Source organism: Achromobacter sp. FW305-C-30-7 (assembly GCF_058783105.1).
Genome location: NZ_JBYSYI010000003.1, coordinates 640528 through 659486, shown reverse-complemented (window position 1 = coordinate 659486; position 18959 = coordinate 640528). Strand labels below are relative to the sequence as shown.

General features: G+C 67.4%; 15 protein-coding genes. 9 read left to right on the top strand and 6 right to left on the bottom strand.

Annotation, left to right across the window (positions count from 1 at the left end):
• Together AC3WOB_RS13710 and AC3WOB_RS13705 are read left to right on the top strand one after the other, a co-directional pair.
• Complete coding sequence (locus AC3WOB_RS13710) at window positions 1-735, top strand: amino acid ABC transporter ATP-binding protein (RefSeq protein ID WP_013394167.1); 735 nt, start codon at window positions 1-3, stop codon at window positions 733-735.
• 44 nt (window positions 736-779) lie between these two features.
• Window positions 780-1745 carry a LysR family transcriptional regulator gene (locus AC3WOB_RS13705; RefSeq protein WP_013394166.1) on the top strand — a complete coding sequence of 322 codons (966 nt, stop codon included), beginning with the start codon at window positions 780-782 and terminating at the stop codon, window positions 1743-1745.
• A gap of 33 nt (window positions 1746-1778) precedes the next feature.
• Here the strand turns inward: AC3WOB_RS13705 and AC3WOB_RS13700 are convergent, their stop codons facing one another.
• Window positions 1779-2168 carry an I78 family peptidase inhibitor gene (locus AC3WOB_RS13700; RefSeq protein ID WP_492275332.1) on the bottom strand — a complete coding sequence of 130 codons (390 nt, stop codon included), beginning with the start codon at window positions 2166-2168 and terminating at the stop codon, window positions 1779-1781.
• Window positions 2169-2455: 287 nt separating this feature from the next.
• Between AC3WOB_RS13700 and AC3WOB_RS13695 the strand changes: the two genes are divergently transcribed.
• The 6 genes from AC3WOB_RS13695 to AC3WOB_RS13670 all read left to right on the top strand — a co-directional run bounded on the left by AC3WOB_RS13695 (window position 2456) and on the right by AC3WOB_RS13670 (window position 9477).
• A complete protein-coding gene (locus AC3WOB_RS13695) occupies window positions 2456-3304 on the top strand; it encodes a MurR/RpiR family transcriptional regulator (RefSeq protein ID WP_492275331.1) in 849 nt (282 codons plus the stop codon).
• Between the two features lie 19 nt (window positions 3305-3323).
• Window positions 3324-4571: a diaminopropionate ammonia-lyase gene (locus tag AC3WOB_RS13690; RefSeq protein ID WP_492275330.1), complete on the top strand. Its 1248-nt coding sequence runs from the start codon at window positions 3324-3326 to the stop codon at window positions 4569-4571.
• Window positions 4568-5824, top strand: a complete 1257-nt coding sequence (locus tag AC3WOB_RS13685) for a M20 family metallo-hydrolase (protein WP_492275329.1) — start codon at window positions 4568-4570, stop codon at window positions 5822-5824. Before AC3WOB_RS13690 ends, AC3WOB_RS13685 begins: the two co-directional genes overlap by 4 nt.
• Before the next feature lie 18 nt (window positions 5825-5842).
• Window positions 5843-6796, top strand: coding sequence for an N-carbamoyl-D-amino-acid hydrolase (locus tag AC3WOB_RS13680; protein ID WP_492275328.1), 954 nt, complete (start codon window positions 5843-5845; stop codon window positions 6794-6796).
• A 145-nt stretch (window positions 6797-6941) separates the two neighbouring features.
• Window positions 6942-8273 (top strand): MFS transporter, encoded by a 1332-nt coding sequence (locus AC3WOB_RS13675; protein WP_013394160.1) that lies wholly within the window; start codon window positions 6942-6944, stop codon window positions 8271-8273.
• 55 nt (window positions 8274-8328) lie between these two features.
• Window positions 8329-9477: a YgeY family selenium metabolism-linked hydrolase gene (locus AC3WOB_RS13670; RefSeq protein ID WP_492275327.1), complete on the top strand. Its 1149-nt coding sequence runs from the start codon at window positions 8329-8331 to the stop codon at window positions 9475-9477.
• Here the strand turns inward: AC3WOB_RS13670 and AC3WOB_RS13665 are convergent.
• The gene (locus AC3WOB_RS13665; RefSeq protein ID WP_492275326.1) at window positions 9474-10379 is read right to left on the bottom strand and encodes a LysR family transcriptional regulator; all 906 of its coding nucleotides are present in this window, start codon (window positions 10377-10379) and stop codon (window positions 9474-9476) included. The genes AC3WOB_RS13670 and AC3WOB_RS13665 overlap by 4 nt on opposite strands.
• 101 nt (window positions 10380-10480) lie before the next feature.
• Between AC3WOB_RS13665 and AC3WOB_RS13660 the strand changes: the two genes are divergently transcribed.
• Window positions 10481-11767: an SGNH/GDSL hydrolase family protein gene (locus AC3WOB_RS13660; protein ID WP_492275325.1), complete on the top strand. Its 1287-nt coding sequence runs from the start codon at window positions 10481-10483 to the stop codon at window positions 11765-11767.
• Between the two features lie 16 nt (window positions 11768-11783).
• Here the strand turns inward: AC3WOB_RS13660 and AC3WOB_RS13655 are convergent, their stop codons facing one another.
• The 4 genes from AC3WOB_RS13655 to AC3WOB_RS13640 form a co-directional block, all read right to left on the bottom strand.
• Entirely contained in the window at window positions 11784-15008 is a 3225-nt protein-coding gene (locus AC3WOB_RS13655) for an error-prone DNA polymerase (RefSeq protein ID WP_492275324.1), read from the bottom strand.
• A gap of 6 nt (window positions 15009-15014) precedes the next feature.
• Complete coding sequence (locus AC3WOB_RS13650; RefSeq protein ID WP_492275323.1) at window positions 15015-16484, bottom strand: Y-family DNA polymerase; 1470 nt, start codon at window positions 16482-16484, stop codon at window positions 15015-15017.
• A complete protein-coding gene (imuA, locus tag AC3WOB_RS13645) occupies window positions 16414-17118 on the bottom strand; it encodes a translesion DNA synthesis-associated protein ImuA (RefSeq protein ID WP_492275322.1) in 705 nt (234 codons plus the stop codon). The genes AC3WOB_RS13650 and imuA overlap by 71 nt, the downstream gene beginning before the upstream one ends.
• Window positions 17119-17335: 217 nt before the next feature.
• Entirely contained in the window at window positions 17336-18871 is a 1536-nt protein-coding gene (locus tag AC3WOB_RS13640) for an amino acid permease (protein ID WP_492275321.1), read from the bottom strand.
• Between the last annotated feature and the right edge of the window lie 88 nt (window positions 18872-18959).

The window sequence follows — 18959 nt, the reverse complement described above, 5'->3', positions numbered from 1 at the left end:
ATGATCAATCTAGAAAAAGTGAACAAGTGGTACGGCGCGCATCATGTGCTGAAGGACGTGGATCTTTCGGTGGCGCGCGGCGAGGTGTTGGTGGTGTGCGGTCCGTCGGGCTCGGGCAAGTCCACCATGATCCGCACCATCAACCGGCTGGAGCCGATCGAGAAGGGGCGCATCCTGATCGACGGCAAGGACATCTATGCCAAGGGAGCGGACTTGAACGCGCTGCGCCAGAAGATCGGTTTCGTGTTCCAGCAGTTCAATCTGTTCCCGCACATGAGCGTGCTGGAGAACGTGATCTTTGCGCCCGTCAGCATCCGCAAGCAACCGCGCAAGCAAGCCGTGGAGCTGGCGCGCGGGTTGCTGGAGCGGGTGGGGCTGGAGCACAAGATCGACGCCTATCCGGGCTCGCTGTCCGGTGGCCAGCAGCAGCGCGTGGCGATCGCCCGGGCGCTGGCCTTGCAGCCGCCGGTGATGCTGTTCGACGAACCGACCAGCGCACTCGATCCGGAGATGGTGGGCGAGGTGCTGCAAGTGATGAAGGGCCTGGCCAAGGACGGCATGACCATGGTGTGCGTGACGCACGAAATGGGCTTCGCGCGCGATGTGTGCGACCGGGTGGTCTTCATGGACGCGGGCGAGATCCTGGAGATGGACACGCCCGAGCGTTTCTTCAGCGCGCCCTCGCATCCGCGCGCGCAGCGCTTCCTGGCGGACATCCTGCATCCGCGCGGCTGAGGCCGGACGGCGGGCGTTGCCATGATGGTAAGGTGAGGGTTTCCATGCGTTTCGCATCGACCGCCGCGATGTACACCCTCAAACAGTTAGAGGCTTTCTACTGGAGTTCCCAGCTGGGCAGCTTCAGCGCATCTTCCCGCAAATTGCACACCACCCAGTCGGCGGTCGCCAAACGGGTGGGCGAACTGGAAGCCTTTGCCGGCGCGCCGCTGTTCGAGCGCCGCGCCAAGAAGCTGATCATGACCCCGCAGGGCCGCAAGCTGTACGAGCTGGCGCGCGAAATGCTGGACCTGAACAGCCGCATCGTGCAGAACATGGCCGATCCGGCCAGCTTCGAAGGCGTGGTGCGGCTGGGCGTGACGGAACTGGTGGGCATGACCTGGCTGGCGCGGCTGATCAGCCAGATCAGCCTGCGCTATCCGCGCGTGCAATTGATGCCGGAGATCGACGGCGGCATCACGCTGTATGAAAGGCTGGAGCAGGACGAGCTGGATCTGGCCATCATGCCGGGGCCGTTCTGGGGCTATCAGTACGATTGCGTCCACCTGGGCGCGGTCACCAATGTCTGGATGGCCAGTCCGGCGTTGGACATCGATTTTTCCGCGAAGCTGACGCCGCAGGACCTGGCGCCTTATCCGGTGATCTCGCAGCCTACCAATTCGGCCTTGTCGCATCTGTACGATGCCTGGTTCGCGGAACAGGGCCTGCCGGTCAAGCGCGTGCTGACCTGCAATAGCCTGGGGATGATGGCGCAGCTGACGATGCTGGGCCTGGGCATCAGCTATCTGCCGGGCGCGTATTTCGCGCCGCTGGTGGAGCGCGGCGCGCTATGCCGCTTGAATGTGCAACCCGACCTGCCCACGATCAATTACTACGCGGTGCACAAGAAGAACATCGTCAACCCGGTGGTGGCCCGGGTGATCGATATCGCGCGCGAGGAATGCGCTTTCGAGGTGGCGGGGGCGTTCCTGCCCCATGTGCCGCCGGCGGTCAGGCCGCCAGAGGCGTAGCGCGAGGCCGGCCGGGCCGACCCCCCCGAGGCATCAGCCGCAGCGGATGGCGGTCATGACGTCCTTATCGTCAACGATCAGGTTCAAGCGCGTAGCGTTGTACTCCATCGTGACCAATTGGCCCGGACGCAACATGCGGGCCGTGCTGCTGCCGCTGCGGGTGCGCAGTTCTTCCATGACGGATGCGGTGGCCTTTTGGCCGATCTGGGATTGCAGCGCTGCGGCGTCGCAGGTCTTGCCGCCGCCCATGGAGGACGACGAGCCATAGGACGAGCCGCCGTACGTGCTGGTCCCGGCGTCAGAGGAGGACGCGCTGCCGGAGGAGCTGGAGGCCGCCGGCGCACTGGATGAACGCGGGGCGCCGGTGTTGGCGCATGCGGTCAGGCTGGCGACCAGCAGGAAAGGGATCAGCTTTCGGATCATGTAACGCTCCTTACAACAACTCGTCGAAAAAGCCATGATAGACCAGCCATGGCGGGCTGTGACCGGGAGCGGATGCGGCCGGCGCGAGGTGTTGCCGTTATAGGACGCTGTGCGCGTTCTTGCGCATGCAGGGCCGCCATGGCCTTGACGCCCGCTCATCGAATTTCTTTCCAGGCGTCCAGATTTCCGCGGGCATTCGCCGCTGCGCGACGATCCGATTTTTGCGTTGACACTGTAGTTTCATGAATATATATTTGTGAAACTACAGTTTCATAGGCGGGATCATCATGACTTCGGTGTTGCAGGAGCGCATCCTCGCGCTGCAGGACAGCTTCACGGACAGCGAGCAGCGGCTGGCCAGCGTGACCCTGGAGTGCCTGGGCAATATCGCGGCCTATTCGGGCGCCGAACTGGCGCAGAAGGCGGGCGTGTCCAAGGCCACGGCGGGGCGGTTCTTCCGGCGTCTGGGCTACGAAAATTTCAACGAGGTGCGTGCGCAGGCGCGCGACGAGGCGGATCGTGGGTCTCCGCTGTACGAGATGGCGGGCGTGCGCCCGCCGGACGCGACGGGCGACGCGCTGGCGGAGCATCTGGCCACGGACTTGCAGAACCTGGCGCAGACCTTCGAGCGCCTGGACAGCAGCGACGTGGAGCGGGCCATCGAGCTGTTCGCCGGCGCTCGCCGCATCTGCATCGCAGGCTTTCGCAATGGACGGGTGCTGGCGCAGTACGCCTGGGCCTTGCTGACGCAGCTGCGCGACGGCGTTGCGTTGGTGCCGGGTGCGGGTTTGAACCTGGCCGAGGATCTGGCCGACCTGGGGCCTGACGACGTGCTGCTGGTGATGGATTTCCGGCGTCGCGTCACGCTGCTCAAGCCCATCGTCGAACACGCGAACCGGGTAGGCGCGAAGGTCGTGGTGCTGACCGATCCGACCGCTACCGAATTGCCCGCGCGCTCGGACCTGGTGCTGCGATGCGTGAACAGCGGCGCGGCCGTGTTCGATTCCTACGTCGCCGCCACCAGCGTCATCAATCATCTGTGCTCGGCCCTGGCCCGCAAGCTTGGACCTGCCGCGCGCGAACGTCTGCAGAACATAGAACGCCTGCACGAACACTACGGCGACTTGCATCGCTGAATTCCAAGAGGAGACTGACTTGAACCATCCCATTCCGAACATCCGGCTGCAGTACGCGCCCAACCCGGCCTTTGAACCCGCCGCGCCTTACGGCCAACGGCAGCTGGACGTGCTGGGCGGTAAGGCCTATGCGCAGGCCGACGCGCAGATCCGCCGCTGGCCGGGCTATCAGCCCACGCCGCTGCGCGACCTGTCGGGCCTGGCGCGCGCCGTGGGCGTGGCGGGCATCCGGTACAAGGACGAGGGCGGCCGCTTCGGGCTGGGCAGCTTCAAGGCCCTGGGTGGCGCGTACGCCGTCAGCCGCCAACTGCTGCGCGAATTGGCGGCCAAGCTGGGGCGTGACGATCTGTCGGTCGAGGATTTGCTGTCCGGCCGCTATCGGGAATTGACCCAGGCCATGACGGTGACCTGCGCGACCGATGGCAACCATGGCCGTTCTGTCGCCTGGGGCGCGCAACGCTTTGGCTGCCTATGCGTGATCTACATCCACGCGACCGTTAGCGAAGGGCGCAAGCGGGCGATTGAGCAATATGGCGCGCAGGTTGTGCGCACGCCTGGAAATTACGACGATTCGGTGCGGCAGGCGGCGGAAGACGCGGCTCGGCTCGGACGTTATGTGGTGTCGGATACGTCGTATCCCGGCTATATGGAGGTGCCCAAGGACGTGATGCAGGGGTACGCCGTGATGGCCGACGAGGCATTGCGCCAGCTGCGCGAGGCGGGCGATGGCGAGTTGCCGACGCACGTGTTCCTGCAGGGTGGAGTGGGCGGTTTGGCCGCAGCGGTCTGCGCGCATTTCTGGGAGCAACTGGGCGAGCGCCGTCCGCGCTTCATCGTGGTGGAGCCGGACAAGGCGGCCTGCCTGTACGAGAGCGCCCGCGCCGGTAAGCCGGTGGCGGTGCATGGCGATCTGGATACCGTGATGGCCGGGCTGGCCTGCGGGGAGGTGTCGCTGCTGGCGTGGGAGGTGCTGCATCCCGGCGCGCAGGCTTTCCTGACGGTTGATGACGAGGCCGCGCTGGAGACGGTGCGTCTATTGGCTGGCGGCAAGTATGGCGACGCGCCCATCGTGGCTGGCGAATCGGCCGTCGCCGGGCTGACCGGTTGTCTTGCTGCGCTGGCCGACCCGGCAGTGCGTGATGCGCTGGGCCTGGACGCAGGCAGCCGCGTGCTGGTGTTCGGCAGCGAAGGGGCGACCGACCCGGAACTATATCAACGCATCGTCGGCCGGAGCGCCGCCGAAGTCGAAGCCGAGGCCGTGGCATGACTGGCGCCACGCTTGAGGCCGGCCGCGAGGCCGTGCGGATCGACGGCGCCCGCCTGTTGCGCCGCATTGCCGACCTGGGGCAGGTCGGCGCCATCGAGGGCGGCGGCGTCTGCCGCCTGGCGCTGACGGACGCGGACCGGCAGGGGCGCGACCTGGTGGTGCAGTGGATGCGCGAACTGGGCCTGGCCGTGACGGTGGACGGCATAGGCAATGTGGTGGGCCTGCGGGCCGGGCGCAAGGCCGGTCCGCCCGTGATGACGGGGTCGCACATCGACACGGTGCGCACCGGCGGCCGCTATGACGGCAACCTGGGGGTGTTGGCCGGGCTGGAAGTGGTCGCGGCATTGAACGACGCGGGCGTGGTCACTGAAAGGCCGATAGCCGTGGCGTTCTTCACCAACGAGGAAGGCGCGCGCTTTGCGCCGGACATGATGGGCAGCCTGGTGTTCCAGGGCGACTTGGCGCTGGCGGATGCACTGGTCACGGTCGGTATAGACGGCACCACGGTGGGCGAGAACCTGGCCCGCATCGGCTATGCCGGGACGGCTCCGGTAGGCAATAACGAGGTGCATGCCTTTGTCGAGCTGCATGTGGAACAGGGGCCGGTGCTGGAGCATGAGGACTACACCATCGGCGCGGTGACCGGGGTGCAGGGCATCCACTGGATCGAGTTCACCGTGCGGGGAGTGTCCAACCATGCCGGCACCACGCCAATGGCGTTGCGCCATGACGCCGGCATCGTGGCGGCGCGCATCGCGTGCTTTGCACGGGATCTGACCGTCGAATTGGGGGCGGGGCAACTGGCGACTGTTGGCCAGGTCAATCTGTTTCCCAACCTGATCAACGTCATCCCCAACCGCGCCACCTTCACGCTGGACCTGCGCAACACCGATGGCGCGGCCTTGCAGGAGGCGATTGCGCGCTGCATGAAGTACGCGGCGCAGGCTGCGGCGGACGAAGGGGTGGAACTGAGCCATCGGGTGCTGGCCGATTTTGCGCCGGTGGCGTTCGACGAGGCCATCGTCGGCCGGGTCGAGGACATCGCGCGTAGCCGCGGGCACCGCGTGCGGCGGCTGCCCAGCGGCGCCGGGCACGATGCCCAGATGCTGGCGCGCATGTGCCCGACGGGCATGGTGTTTGTTCCCAGCGTGGGCGGGCTGTCGCACAACGTCGCCGAATTCACGCATGACCAGGATATCGAGGCGGGCGCCGGCGTGTTGCTGGAGCTGATGCTCGAACTCGCAGAACAATGAAACCGTAGGAGACTGAACATGTCACGCATCATCAATGTCGCGGCCGCGCAGCTTGGGCCGATTCAGCGCAGCGACACACGCCGCGACGTCGTCGAGCGCCTGCTCGCGCATCTGCGCCAGGCCCATGCCATGGGCTGCCAGCTGGTGGTTTTTCCGGAACTGGCGCTGACGACTTTCTTTCCGCGCTGGTACATGGAAGATCCGGCCGAGATCGACGCGTTCTATGAAAGCGAAATGCCGGGTCCGCAGACCCGGGTGCTGTTCGAGACCGCGCGCAAGCTGGGCATAGGCTTTTACCTGGGCTATGCGGAGCTGGCGGTGGAGCAGGGCGTCAAGCGCCGCTTCAACACGTCGATCCTGGTGAACCAGAACGGCGACATCATCGGCAAGTACCGCAAGGTGCATTTGCCTGGGCATGCCGAGCATGAGCCGTGGCGCGCATTCCAGCATCTGGAGAAGCACTATTTCGAGCCGGGCGAGTCGTTCGATGTCTGGCGCGGCTTTGGCGGCGTGATGGGCATGGCCTTGTGCAACGACCGCCGCTGGTCCGAGACCTATCGCGTGATGGGCTTGCAGGGCGCGGAAATGATCCTGCTGGGCTACAACACGCCGGTGCACAATCCGCCGGCGCCCGAGCATGACGACCTGTCCATGTTCCACAACCACCTGGTGATGCAGGCGGGCGCCTATCAGAACGGCACCTGGGTGGTGGGCGTGGCCAAGGCCGGCAAGGAAGAGGGCTGCGAGATGATAGGCGGCAGCTGCATCATCGCGCCGTCGGGCGAGATCGTGGCCGCCTGCTCGACCAAGGGCGATGAGCTGGCGATCGCGCGCTGCGACCTGGACCTGTGCCTGTCCTACAAGAGCACGACTTTCAATTTCGACCGGCACCGGCGTCCCGAGGCTTACGGCCTGATCACGGAACGCAGAGGCGCGGTGGAACCTGCGCTGGAGGCGGCGGCAACCGCCTGACCTGCGGCGCGACCAGCGTGGCCGGCCGGCAGGCTGGCCGCATAACCGGTCCGGACGTTTCCTTCCCATAAAAAACAGCATGCGGACGCCCCGAGCGCCTGCAGGGGAGCGTTCGGCCTAAAAAAACAGACCCCAAGGTGAAAATATGGACCAGTCAGTCGAGAGTATTGCGGCGCCTCCGGTTGCCGCAGACAAGGATCCCCTGGCGGCGCGGGATGACGCGCTGTATCGGAAGGTGGCGTGGCGGCTGCTGCCGTTTTTGATGGTGTGCTACATCGCGGCGTTTCTGGACCGGGTGAACGTAGGCTTTGCCAAGCTGCAGATGCTGGACGATCTGAAGTTCAGCGAAACGGTGTACGGCCTGGGCGCGGGCATTTTCTTCATCGGCTATTTCCTGTTCGAGGTGCCGAGCAATGTGCTGATGCACCGCATCGGCGCGAAGAAGACGCTGGCGCGCATCATGATCCTGTGGGGCATCATCTCGGCCGCCATGGCCCTGACGCAGACGCCGACCCAGTTCTACATCCTGCGCTTCCTGCTGGGGGCGGCCGAGGCCGGCTTCTATCCCGGCATCATCCTGTACCTGACCTATTGGTTTCCGTCGAACCGGCGCGGCCAGATCGTGGCGGTGTTCATGACGGCGGTGCCGTTCGCCGGCATCCTGGGCGGGCCGCTGTCGGGCTGGGTGATGGAATCCTTCCATGACACGCATGGTCTCGCTGGTTGGCAATGGATGTTCATCATCGAGGCGATCCCTTCGGTGCTGTTGGGCCTGGCGGTGTTCTGGTACCTGGATGACCGCATCGACGATGCGCGCTGGCTGTCGACCACAGAGAAGTCGCGGCTGGGCCAGAACCTGCTGCGCGAGAAGACCGCCAAGACCGAACACGTGTCGATGCTGACGCTGCTCAAGGACCGGCGCGTGGTTCATATGGCGCTGATCTGCTATTGCACGGTGTCCAGCCTGTCCGGCCTGGCGTTCTGGATTCCGTCGGTGATCCGCTCCACCGGCGTGGTGTCGCTGCTGGATATCGGCCTGCTGACGGCGGTGCCGAACATATGCGCAGTGATCTCGATGGTGCTGGTGTGCCGCCATTCGGACGCGACGCGGGAGCGCCGCTGGCACATGATCGTGCCCTTTCTGGTGGGCGGGACGGGTCTGGCGCTGAGCACGCTGTTCAGCCATAACCCGATGTTGGCCGTGGCCATGCTGTCGGTGGCGGCCGCGGGTTGCATGGTGTGCTCGCCGCTGTTCTGGAGCCTGCCGACGGCGTTCCTGGAAGGCAAGAGCGCGGCGGCGGGTATTGCCGGGATCAATTCGTTCGCAGGGTTGGCGGCCTTTGTCAGCCCGTACGCGATCGGTTGGATCAAGGACCTGACCGGTTCGACCGACTGGGGCATGTATTTCCTCGCCAGCTTCGCGCTGATCGGGGCGGTACTGGTGTATCGCGTGCCCAAGAGCCTGGTCAACCGGTAGGCGTCGCGCCTCTCCACATCGGCGGGCGCGCCGCGCCCGCCACTCTCAGACAGGAATGATGATGACTCTGGACGTAGTTGCATTGACGCAGGCGATGGTGCAGGTTCCGAGCCTTTCGGGCAAGGAAGGCGAGATGGCGGCGCTGATGGCCGCGACCATGCGTGAGGCGGGCTTCAGCTCGGTCACGACCGATAGCAATGGTTCGGTGCTGGGATTGATCGGCCCCGAGGATGCGGACGTGGCCCTGTTGTTCGACGGGCACATGGACGTGGTGCCGGTGGCGGGCGAGTGGCGCTTCGATCCGTTCGGCGCCGAGATCCGGGATGGGCGGCTGTATGGGCGCGGCAGCACCGACATGAAGGGTGGCATCGCCGCAGCGATTTGTGGCGTGGCGGAGGCCGCGCGGGATGGCTTGAAGCGCCGTGTGGCGGTGTCGGCCAGCGTGCTGGAGGAAGTCATCGAAGGGCATGCGCTGGCTTCGGTGCTGGACATCTGTGAGCCGCAGGCGGTGGTTATCTGCGAGCCCTCGAAATTGCAGATCAAGGCGGGGCAGAAGGGACGGGTGGAGTTGCTGCTGACCTTCCACGGCAAGCCGGCCCATGCCGCGACGCCGCACATTGGCGTCAATCCCTTGCATGCCGCGGCCCGGGCGCTGGCGGTCCTGGAGAGCTTGCCTTTGCCGCACGATGAGGTGCTGGGCCAGGCGCTGCTGGTGCCGACGGACATCGTGTCGCATCCTTACCCGTCGATTTCCATGATTCCGATTTCGACGACGATACGTTTTGACCGGCGCACCGTGTCGGGCGAACGCCTGGAGGACGTGTTGGCGCAGATCCGCGGGCATCTGGCGGCGCATGGCCTGTCCGACTTCACCTTGCAGGTCAGTGAGGACCGGGTGGCGACCTATACCGGGCAGCACGCCACGCCGCCGCGCTGGTTGCCAGGTTGGCGTTGCGATGCGCAAGCCAGCTTGTTGCAGGCCGCGCGCACGGCGGTCAGCGGCAGCGGCCGGGATCCGGTGGTGGGCAGCTGGGCGTTCTGCACCAACGGGTCGGAATCGGCCGGACGCCGCGGTATCCCGACGATAGGATTGGGGCCGGGCAATGAAGAAGACGCCCACACGATCGACGAATCCATCGCGCTGGAACAGTTGGAAGGCGCGCGCGACATTTACCGGAATCTGGTGCGCGCTGTCTGCGGTTAAGGCGCCTGCATTCCGGGCAGGCGGGCCAGCCGGTCATTCAGGAAGTCGATCAGCAGCCGCGCCCGCAGCGACTGGTAGCGGCGCGATGGGTAGATGAGAAAGGCCTCTTGTGGCGTGGCGGCCCATTTGGGCAGGACGCGCAGCAGTTCGCCGCTGGCGATCAGGTCCTGCACCAGCCAGGCGGGACATAGTCCGATGCCGGCGCCCATGGCCAGGCTTTCGCGGATGGCCAGGGCGTTGTTGACGCGGAAGCGCCCCTGGGTCTGGACCGTGGCGAGGGTCGCGCCCTGGTGCAGTTCCAGGGTGTCGCCGGCAGCCAGCCAGGCAAAGCGCACGTATTCGTGGGTGGCCAGATCGCGGGGCGCGCGGGGCTTGCCGCGCTGCGCCAGGTAGGAGGGGGCTGCCACCAGGTAGCGTGGCGACTCGGCCGCCTTGCGCGCGATGGCGTTGGGCGGCAGGTTGCCGCCCAGGCGCAGCGCCACGTCCACGCCTTCTTCCACCAGGTCCACGTAGCGGTCGTTGAGGATCAGTTCGACCTGGATGTCGGGGTATTCGTCCAGGAACTCGCGGACCAGCGCATTCAGGCGGAACTGGCCCAGCGCCACGGGCGCGTTGATGCGCAGGAAGCCGGCGGGCTTTTCGGTCTGGCCGCGGGCGTCGGCGACGGCTTCGGAATATTCCTCCAGCACGCGGGTGGCGCGCTCGTAGAAACGCTTGCCTTGCTCGGTGGGTACGACGCGGGTGGTGCTGCGTTCCAGCAGCCGCACGTTAAGGTCCTTTTCCAGCGCGGCGACGATCTTGCTCAGGGCCGGTTGGCTCAGCGTCTGTTCGCGGGCGACGGCCGACAGGGTGCCCAGCTCCACGGCGCGGACGAAGGCCCGCATGGCGCGCAGGGTATCCATGGTCATTCCTTTTTGGAAGAAGTGGTATGCAGTTTAGGGTTCTACCGGTGGAATTGGGAAGAACCTATCGTGACGTCACTTTCTCTTTTTCTGGAGTCGTCATGAATCGCTTCAATCCTCATTCCCTGGTTTCGGCCGTTGCGTTGGCCGGTGGCCTTTCGGTCCTGGCCCCGTCCGCCGCCATCGCGGCGCAGCCTCCTGTTCAGGCCGATGCCGCGCGTTCCAGTTGGGTCAGTTCCTGGTTCGCCAGCCCGCAACCGCTGTGGGAGGATTCCTTCGTGCTGCCCACGGAAATGCCGGCCGAATTGCGCGGACAGACCTTGCGGCAGACCCTGATGCTCAGCGTGGGCGGACCGCGCCTGCGGGTGGTGTTGTCCAACCGCTATGGCACTCAGCCCCTGGAGATCGGGGCGGCCAGCGTTGCCTTGGCCTCCGGCCCTTCAAAGATCAGTCCGGCGTCCAGCCGCGGACTGGCCTTTGGCGGTCGGCCAAGCGTGACGGTGGCGCCGGGCGCGCAGGTCGTCAGCGATCCGGTGGACCTGCCGGTAGCCGCGCTGGCCGAGCTGGCCGTCAGCCTCTACTTCCCGCAGGCCACGCCGGTGACGACCTTCCATTGGGGAGCGCAGCAGACCGGTGCCCTGGTGCGGGGCGATGCCACGGCGGCGGCGGAGCTGCCGGATGCCCAGGCGCTGCAAGGCCGGGCTTTCCTGGCCGGGATCTGGGTCGAGAGCCCGTCGCGCGCGCCGGTGGTGGTGGCGTTTGGGGATTCCTTGACCGATGGCAATGGCTCGACGCCCGGCGCCAATCGCCGCTGGCCGGACTTCCTGGCGCGCCGTCTGGCGCCGCAGGGCATGGGCGTGGCGAACGCGGGCATTTCGGGCGCGAGGGTCTGGGGCGACAAGATGGGCGTGAACGCGATGGCGCGCTTCGATGCCGACGTACTGTCGCAGCCTGGCGTGCGCACGGTGGTGATGATGATGGGCATCAATGACATCGGTTGGCCGGACAGCGGCTTCGCGCCGGACGACGCGCCCATGACGGCGGCAAGGTTGACCGAGGGCTACCGGCAACTGGCGGAGGCCGCCCACCTGCGCGGCGTGCGCATCGTGGGTGGCACCATCGCGCCGTATGAAGGCTCGCTGCACGGCACGCCGCTGTCGGGCCACTACAACCCGGCGAAGGACGCGGTGCGGCGGGAGGTGAACCGCTGGATCCGCGAAAGCGGCGTGTTCGACGCGGTGGTGGATTTTGACGCGGTGTTGCGCGATCCGGCGCATCCGGCGCGGCTGCTACCCGCGTATGACTCGGGCGATAACCTGCATCCCAACGATGCCGGCTACCAGGCCATGGCACAGGCCTTGGATCTGGCCACGCTGTTCGGCGATTGAGATGCGTCCGGAACGGTTAGTGGAAATTGCGGCTCTGGGTGTTCAAGTCGCCCAGCAGTTCGGACAAATCCACCAGCCGTTGCGCGATCAGGTGGCGCACGCCGTCCACGCTTTGCCAGGATCCATAGACGCCCAACAGCGAGGCCCCCAACAGTTCCCGGCGCTGGCGTTTGATGAGTTCCGTACGCACGACCACGTTGACGGGGCCGGTCTCGTCTTCCAGCGTGACGAAGATCACGCCCTTGGCGGTCTGCGGGCGCTGGCGCACGGTGACGATGCCGCAGGCGCGCGCCACGCGCTTGTCGGGGTAGCCGTTCAACACCGAGGCGGGCTGGAAATTGCGCGCCGCCAGTTGGGGGCGCAGCAGGGCCACGGGGTGGCTGTGCAGGGTCAGGCCCACGCTGCGGTAGTCGGCCGCCACGGTCTGGCCCTCGGAGGGGGCGGACAGTTGCGGCGCCTGGGTTTCCTGGATGGCGGCGTCGCGCAGCAGGTCGCGGCTCTGCACGCTGGCGGCGGCTTCCCAGCTGGCCTGGCGGCGATGGCCGGCCAGGGTGCGCAGGGCGTCGCCGGCGGCCAGCGAGTTCAGGTCATGGCGGGTGAGCGCGGCGCGGCGGGCCAGGTCGCCGGTGTCGGCAAAGGGCGCGGCGGCGCGCGCGTCCTCGATGCGCCGGGCGGCGTCCTCGCGCATGCCCTGGATCAGGCTCAGCCCCAGCCTGACGGCGGGGCGGGTGCCGTCGGTGGCGGGCGCGTGCGGATGCGCGGTACGGCGGGCGCCGGGGTGGCCTTCGGGCAGGGCTTCCAGCGCCGAGTCCCAGCCGCTGATCATGACGTCCGGCGGCAGCACGCAGACGCCGTGGCGGCGGGCGTCCTGCACCAGCTGGGCGGGAGCGTAGAAGCCCATGGGCTGGGAATTGAGCAGGGCGGCCAGGAAGGCTTCGGGCTCATGCCGCTTGAGCCATGAACTGGCGTAGGCCAGCAGGGCGAAGCTGGCGGCGTGGCTTTCGGGGAAGCCGTATTCGCCGAAACCTTCGATCTGCCGGAACAGCGCCTCGGCGAAGTCCAGCTTGTAGCCATGGGCCAGCAGGCCGCCGACCAGCTTGGTACGGTATTTGTCCACGCCACCCTTGCGCTTCCAGGCGGCCATGGAGCGGCGCAACTGGTCGGATTCGCCCGGCGTGAAGCCGGCGGCCACCACGGCGATCTGCATGACCTGTTCCTGGAAGATGGGCACGCCCATGGTGCGGCTGAGCACACCGCGCACTTTTTCGCTGGGATAGGTTTCGGGCTCCTTGCCCTGGCGGCGGCGCAGGTAGGGATGGACCATGCCGCCCTGGATCGGGCCGGGCCGCACAATGGCCACCTGCACCACCAGATCGTAGTATTGACGCGGACGCAGGCGCGGCAGCATGGTCATCTGGGCGCGGGATTCGATCTGGAACACGCCTATGGTGTCGGCGTCGCAGATCATGTCGTAGGTGGGCGTGTCGTCCGGCGGGATGTCTTGCAGCCGCAAGGGCTGGCCGCGGCGCTGGCCGGCCAGCTCCAGCGTGCGGCGCAGCGCCGACAGCATGCCCAGCGCCAACACGTCCACCTTCAGCAGGCCGAGTGCGTCCAGGTCGTCCTTGTCCCACTGCACGACGCTGCGGTCTGCCATGGCGGCGTTCTCGATGGGCACCAGGCGCGACAGCTTGCCGCGTGAAATCACGAAGCCGCCGGGGTGCTGCGACAGGTGGCGCGGAAAGCCCATCAGCGTCTGCGCCAGCGATGCCCAGTGCCGCGCCACCTGCGATTCCGGGTCCAGGCCACAGGCGCCCAGGGTGCGCAGCATTTCCTTCTTGCCGTCCCACCATTGGTGGGCGCGCGCCACGGCGTCGATGACACCGAGGTCCACGCCCAGCGCGCTGCCGGTATCGCGCAACACGCTGCGCGGGCGGTAGGAGATGACCACGGCGGTCAGCGCGGCGCGCTCGCGACCATATTTGCCGTAGATGTACTGGATGACCTCTTCGCGGCGCTGGTGCTCGAAGTCCACGTCGATGTCGGGCGGTTCGTTGCGTTCCTTGCTGATGAAGCGTTCGAACAGGTTGTTGCCGCGCACCGGGTCCACTTCGGTGATGCCCAGGCAATAGCAGACCGCGGAGTTGGCGGCCGACCCGCGGCCCTGGCACAGGATGCCCTGGCCGCGGGCGAACTGGACGATGTCGTAGACCGTCAGGAAATAGGCTTCGTAGTGCAGGTCCGTGATCAGGGCCAGTTCTTTTTCGATCTGCGCGGTGACGCTGTCCGGCGTGCCCAAAGGAAAGCGGCGGGCGGCTCCGGCCAGGGTTTCCTGGCGCAGATAGGTCGCCGGCGTGTGGCCGCGCGGAATGATCTCGTCCGGGTATTCGTAGCGCAGCTCGTCCAATGAGAAGGCGCAGCGGCGGGCCACGGCCAGCGTCTGGGCCATCGCTTGCGGCGGGTACAGGTTGGCCAGCCGCATGCGCGTGCGCAGGTGCTGCTCGGCGTTGCCGGACAGTTCGTAGCCGCATTGCGACACCGGCTGGCGGGTGCGGATGCCGGTCAGCGTGTCGTGCAGCGGCTTGCGTGAACGCAGGTGCATCTGCACCTGGCCCAAGGCCACGAGGGGCAGTTCCGCGGCCTGCGCGGCTTGTTCGACTGCGGCGCGGTGCAGGTCGTCGCGCGAGCGGTGCAGCAGGGTCAGCCCGACCCAGGCGCGGTGGGGGAAGACGCGCGCCAGCCAGCGCGCCTGCTCGGCCATGCGGTCGGCATCGGTGCCGTAGGCGGGACTCAGGATGGCCAGGCATTCGGGCAGGTGGCGCAGATGGGCGTAGCCCGCGGGCGGATCGGTGAGGTCTTCGGGCGCCAGCCGGTATTCGCCCTTGGGCGCGCGGGTACGGGCCAGGGTGATCAATTCGGACAGGTTGCCGTAGCCCTCGCGCGTTTGCGCCAGCAGGGTCAGGCCCAGCGGCGCGGCGTCGGGCGCGGCGCGCAGCTGGAAGGTGGCGCCGATGATGAGCGGCAGCTTGCGGGCGCGGGCCTCCACGTGGGCGCGGACCACGCCCGCCAGCGAGCATTCGTCGGTGATGGCGAGGGCGGCATAGCCCAGCTCGGCGGCGCGGTCGATCAGTTCCTCGGGGTGCGAAGCGCCCTGCAGGAAAGAAAAATTGGACTGGCATTGCAACTCGGCGTAGCCGGGCAGCTGCGCCAGGATGCCGGGGGTATTGTCGTCGTCCATGCGCATGCCGCTTCAGGCGTAGAGCCCATGCAGGAACCAGCGGGCGTGTTCGTCGTCGCGCTCGCGGTAGATCCAGTAGCGCGCGGCGGCGGCGTCCTCGGCGACGAAGTAGTCGCGCACGGTCAGGGCCGGATCCCACCAGCCGCTTTCGATGCGTTCCGGGCCGCGCATCAGCCGCAGCGCCTGGCCGCCGTATTGCGGGCGATGGCCGGACAGCTTCAAGGGCAGCGGCGGGTCCAGCAGCCAGAAGGGCCGGTCCAGCAAGACGGGCAGGGGGGCGGGCCGCTGGGGCGGCGACAGCGCGTCGCCCCAGGCGTTGGCGGCCTCGGGGCGGTGATCGGGAACCGGATGGGCGTGGCGCACCTGATCGCGGCCCAGCCGCGCGACCAGCAGGTCCAGCAGCCGGGCATGGTCGGCGGGCGTGCCGCCGGGCTCGGGGAACAGGGTGGTGCTGGCGGCGGGCTGCTCGACCGTGTCGGGCGCCAGCAGCATCACGGCGATCACGGGCGCTTCCAGCGTGAAACGGGCCAGCTTTTCCCGCAGCAGGTGGAGGATCTGCGGCGCCTGCCACACCGGCTGGGCCAGGGCCAGCTCCAGTTCGGTGGGCGGCCGGGCGTGGCGGCCGCGTTCGTGCTCCATGCTGAGCACCACGCGGCGCACCGCCAGTTGTCGGGCGCTGAGCCAGCCGCCCAGCTGTTCGGCCAGGCGGCGCGCCACCGCCAGCACCGCGTCGGTGTGCTCGACGTAGTCCGTGAGTTCGATGCGGCGCGAGAACTGGTGCGGCGGCTCGATCCAGCGATGCAGTTCGGGCGCCTGGCCGTAGGCGGCGTCCAGGGCCTGGAGCAGTTCGGGGGCGCTGCGCCGTTGCAGGCCCGCGCGCGGCAGGGCGCGCAGGTCCGCCAGGGTATGGCAGCCGATGTCGTCGAGCCAGTCGCGGCGGGTCTGCGCCTGCGGCAGCAGGGTGAGCGGCAGGGCGTCCAGCCGCCGGGTCAGCGTGGGCAGCGTCAGGGTGCGTCGGGGCGCGCGCCGGCCGGGGCTGCGCGCCAGCAGCCAGGCGCCGGCGGCGGTGGGCGCCATGCCTAGTGAGACGCGCAGGTCCAGGGCGCGCAAGGTAGCCGTCACCCGCCGGTGCAGCGCCTTCGGGCCGCGGAAGAGCATCAGGCTGGCGCTCACGTTCAGGAGCAGGGTGTCATCGTCGGCCAGGGCGATTTCGGGCGTGTATTGCAGCAGCGCCAGCGCCGCGCCCTGTAATGCTTCGGCCTCGGCCTGGACATCGCGGGGCAGCAGCTCGACCTCGGGGGCGATGGCGGCCGCGCCGGCGCGGCGCATGCCCGGCTTGACGCCGGCCCGGCGGGCGGCGGGCGTCAGGGCGGCGACGCGTTCCTGTTCCAGGACCGCGAACGCCTGCCCCTCAAGCGGCCAGTGCGGGCGCAGTGCGTCCAGCGGCAGGCAGCGCAGGAAGGCGGCGATCCAGAGGCGCATGGCGGGGAGTAACAGGTGTGGTGGCGCCCGATTCCAGGCCCACGTATAGCGGGGTGTCGCAGGCAGGCCCGCGGCGCTTCAGGATGTGCACGGACAGGCCGCCCGCGGCCGGCGCAAGCGCCAGCCGCAAGGGCGCGGGCGTGGCGTTCTGCGCCGCGCTGCTGGGGCGCACGGCGATGAACAGCAGGTCGCTGGCCTGGGCGGCCAGGTGCAGGCGGCGCAGGGATTCGGGGCGCACGTGGGGTAGCCAGCAGATCAGGGCGCCGCAGCTGCCGTTCTTCAGGATCTGTTCGGCGGCCCAGAGCGCGTCCACGGGTTTTTCCGGCGCGACCCAGAGCAATTGGCGCGGATCCAGCCGCCAGCTCATCCAGCTGGCGATGTGAGGCGCGTGCGGCGGCTGCACCAGCGCGATGGCGCGGCGTGTTTCCAGCTGGGCCAGCGCCGGACGCAACAGGCGGATTTCACCGATGCCGGGATGCGGGGCCATCAATTCGATCAGGGAACTCAGCGGCCAGCCGCCGTCCGGCAGCTCGGCGGACAGCGCGGCGTGCCCGGTGGGCAGGGTGCGGGCGGCGCTTTGGGCCAACTGGGTGGCGCGCCACAACGCGGGATGGATACGTTCTGGGGACTGCATGGCAATCGGTTCCTGGATGGCAGGAACCGGGGTAGTGGCCGATGCATCATTATAGCTGTATGTATATACAGTAGTTAAAAGGGGCGGAGCGTGCCGCGAATAGTTTTGCGCCGGTAACGCCGTAGCCCAAAAGAAAACCCACCCGTACACCTTTCGATGCAGAGGGGTGGGCCGTGTTGAGTGCGATGTTAGTCGCTTCAGGCACGCGGATCCACGGTCAAGCCCGGGCGTTCTCCGCAGTAGATACCGAGGTCTCCGTCCCCGCCGCGCGATCCAGATCCAGCCCATAAAACCGCATATCCTCGTACCGGATCCAGTGCGACTTGCGCACCAGCCGGTGGCCGATCCACAAGGCCAGGAACAGCGGAATCGCCAGGTAGGTGGAGATCACGCCGATCCAGTCGATGCGGTCTTGCAGGAAGGCCTGGTAGTTCTGGCCCAGCGTGACCAGCAGGCACAGGACGAAGGCGAGCAGCGGGCCGAAGGGGAACAGGCCGGCCTTGTAGGGCAGGTCGGCGGTGTCGTAGCCGTGCTTCACATAGCCCTGGCGGAAGCGGTAATGGCTGACGGCGATGCTCAGCCACACGATGAATTCCGTCATGCCGGCGAAGTTCAGCAGCCAGATGTAGACCGCCTTGGGGCTGTACACCAGGCTGAACAGGCACAGGCAGGCCAGCAGCGCGGTGGCCATCAGCGCGTACAGCGGCACGCCGCTGCGGGTGACGCGCCGGAACAGGGCGGGCGCTTGGCCTTCCACCGCCATGTTGAACAGCATCCGCGTCGCCGCGTACATGCCGGAATTGCCGGCCGACAGCACCGAGGTCAGGATCACCGCGTTCATCACGGTGGCCGCCGACAGCAGCCCCGCGTGCTGGAATACCAGCGTGAAGGGGCTGACCGCGATGTCTTCCACTTCGTTGCGCAGCAGTTGCGGGTCGGTATAGGGCAGCAGCAGGCCGATGATCAGGATGGCCAGCACGTAGAACAGCAGAATGCGCCAGAACACGTGGTTGATCGCGCGCGGCACGTTGCGGCGGGGGTTCTCGGATTCGCCGGCGGCCACGGCCACCAGTTCGGTGCCCTGGAACGAATAGGCCACCACCATCGCCACGCCCACCCAGGTGGCCGCGTTGCCCACGAAGGGCGCGTCGCCGATGGTCCAGTTCGCCAGGCCTACCGTCGTGCCGCCATGGATGATGCCGACCAGCATCGCCAGCCCGACGCCGATGAAGCACAGCACGGCCACGACCTTGATGATGGCGAACCAGTATTCGGCCTCGCCGAAGCTGCGCGCGGAGAAGGCGTTCAGGCCGAAGGTCAGGGCCAGGAAGGCCACGCTCCAGATCCAGCCGGGCGTGTCGGGGAACCAGTAGGCCATGACCAGTTGCGCGGCGACCACGTCCACCGCCACGACCGTGGCCCAGCTGATCCAGAAGTTCCAGCCCAGCGCAAAGCCGAAGCCGCCATCCACATAGCGCGAGGCATAGGTGCAGAAGGAGCCCGATACCGGCATGAAGGTGGCCAGTTCGCCCAGACTGGTCATGATGAAGTAGACCATCAGGCCGATGGCCAGGTAGACCATCAGCGCGCCGCCCGGGCCCGCCTGGGCGATGGCCGCGCCGGAGGCCACGAACAGGCCGGTGCCGATGGCGCCACCTAACGCTATCATCGTGAGGTGGCGCGCCTTGAGCACGCGATGCAGCTGGTTCTGGCTGGCAGGCGTGGCGCCGGATTCTGTCGTCGGAGTTTGCATTGCTGGGTAGGTGGTTGCCGGGGCGGCGGACCCATCAGGCACGGGCATGCGGGCCTGCCCGCCGGGCAACGCCGCAAGCCAGCCGGTC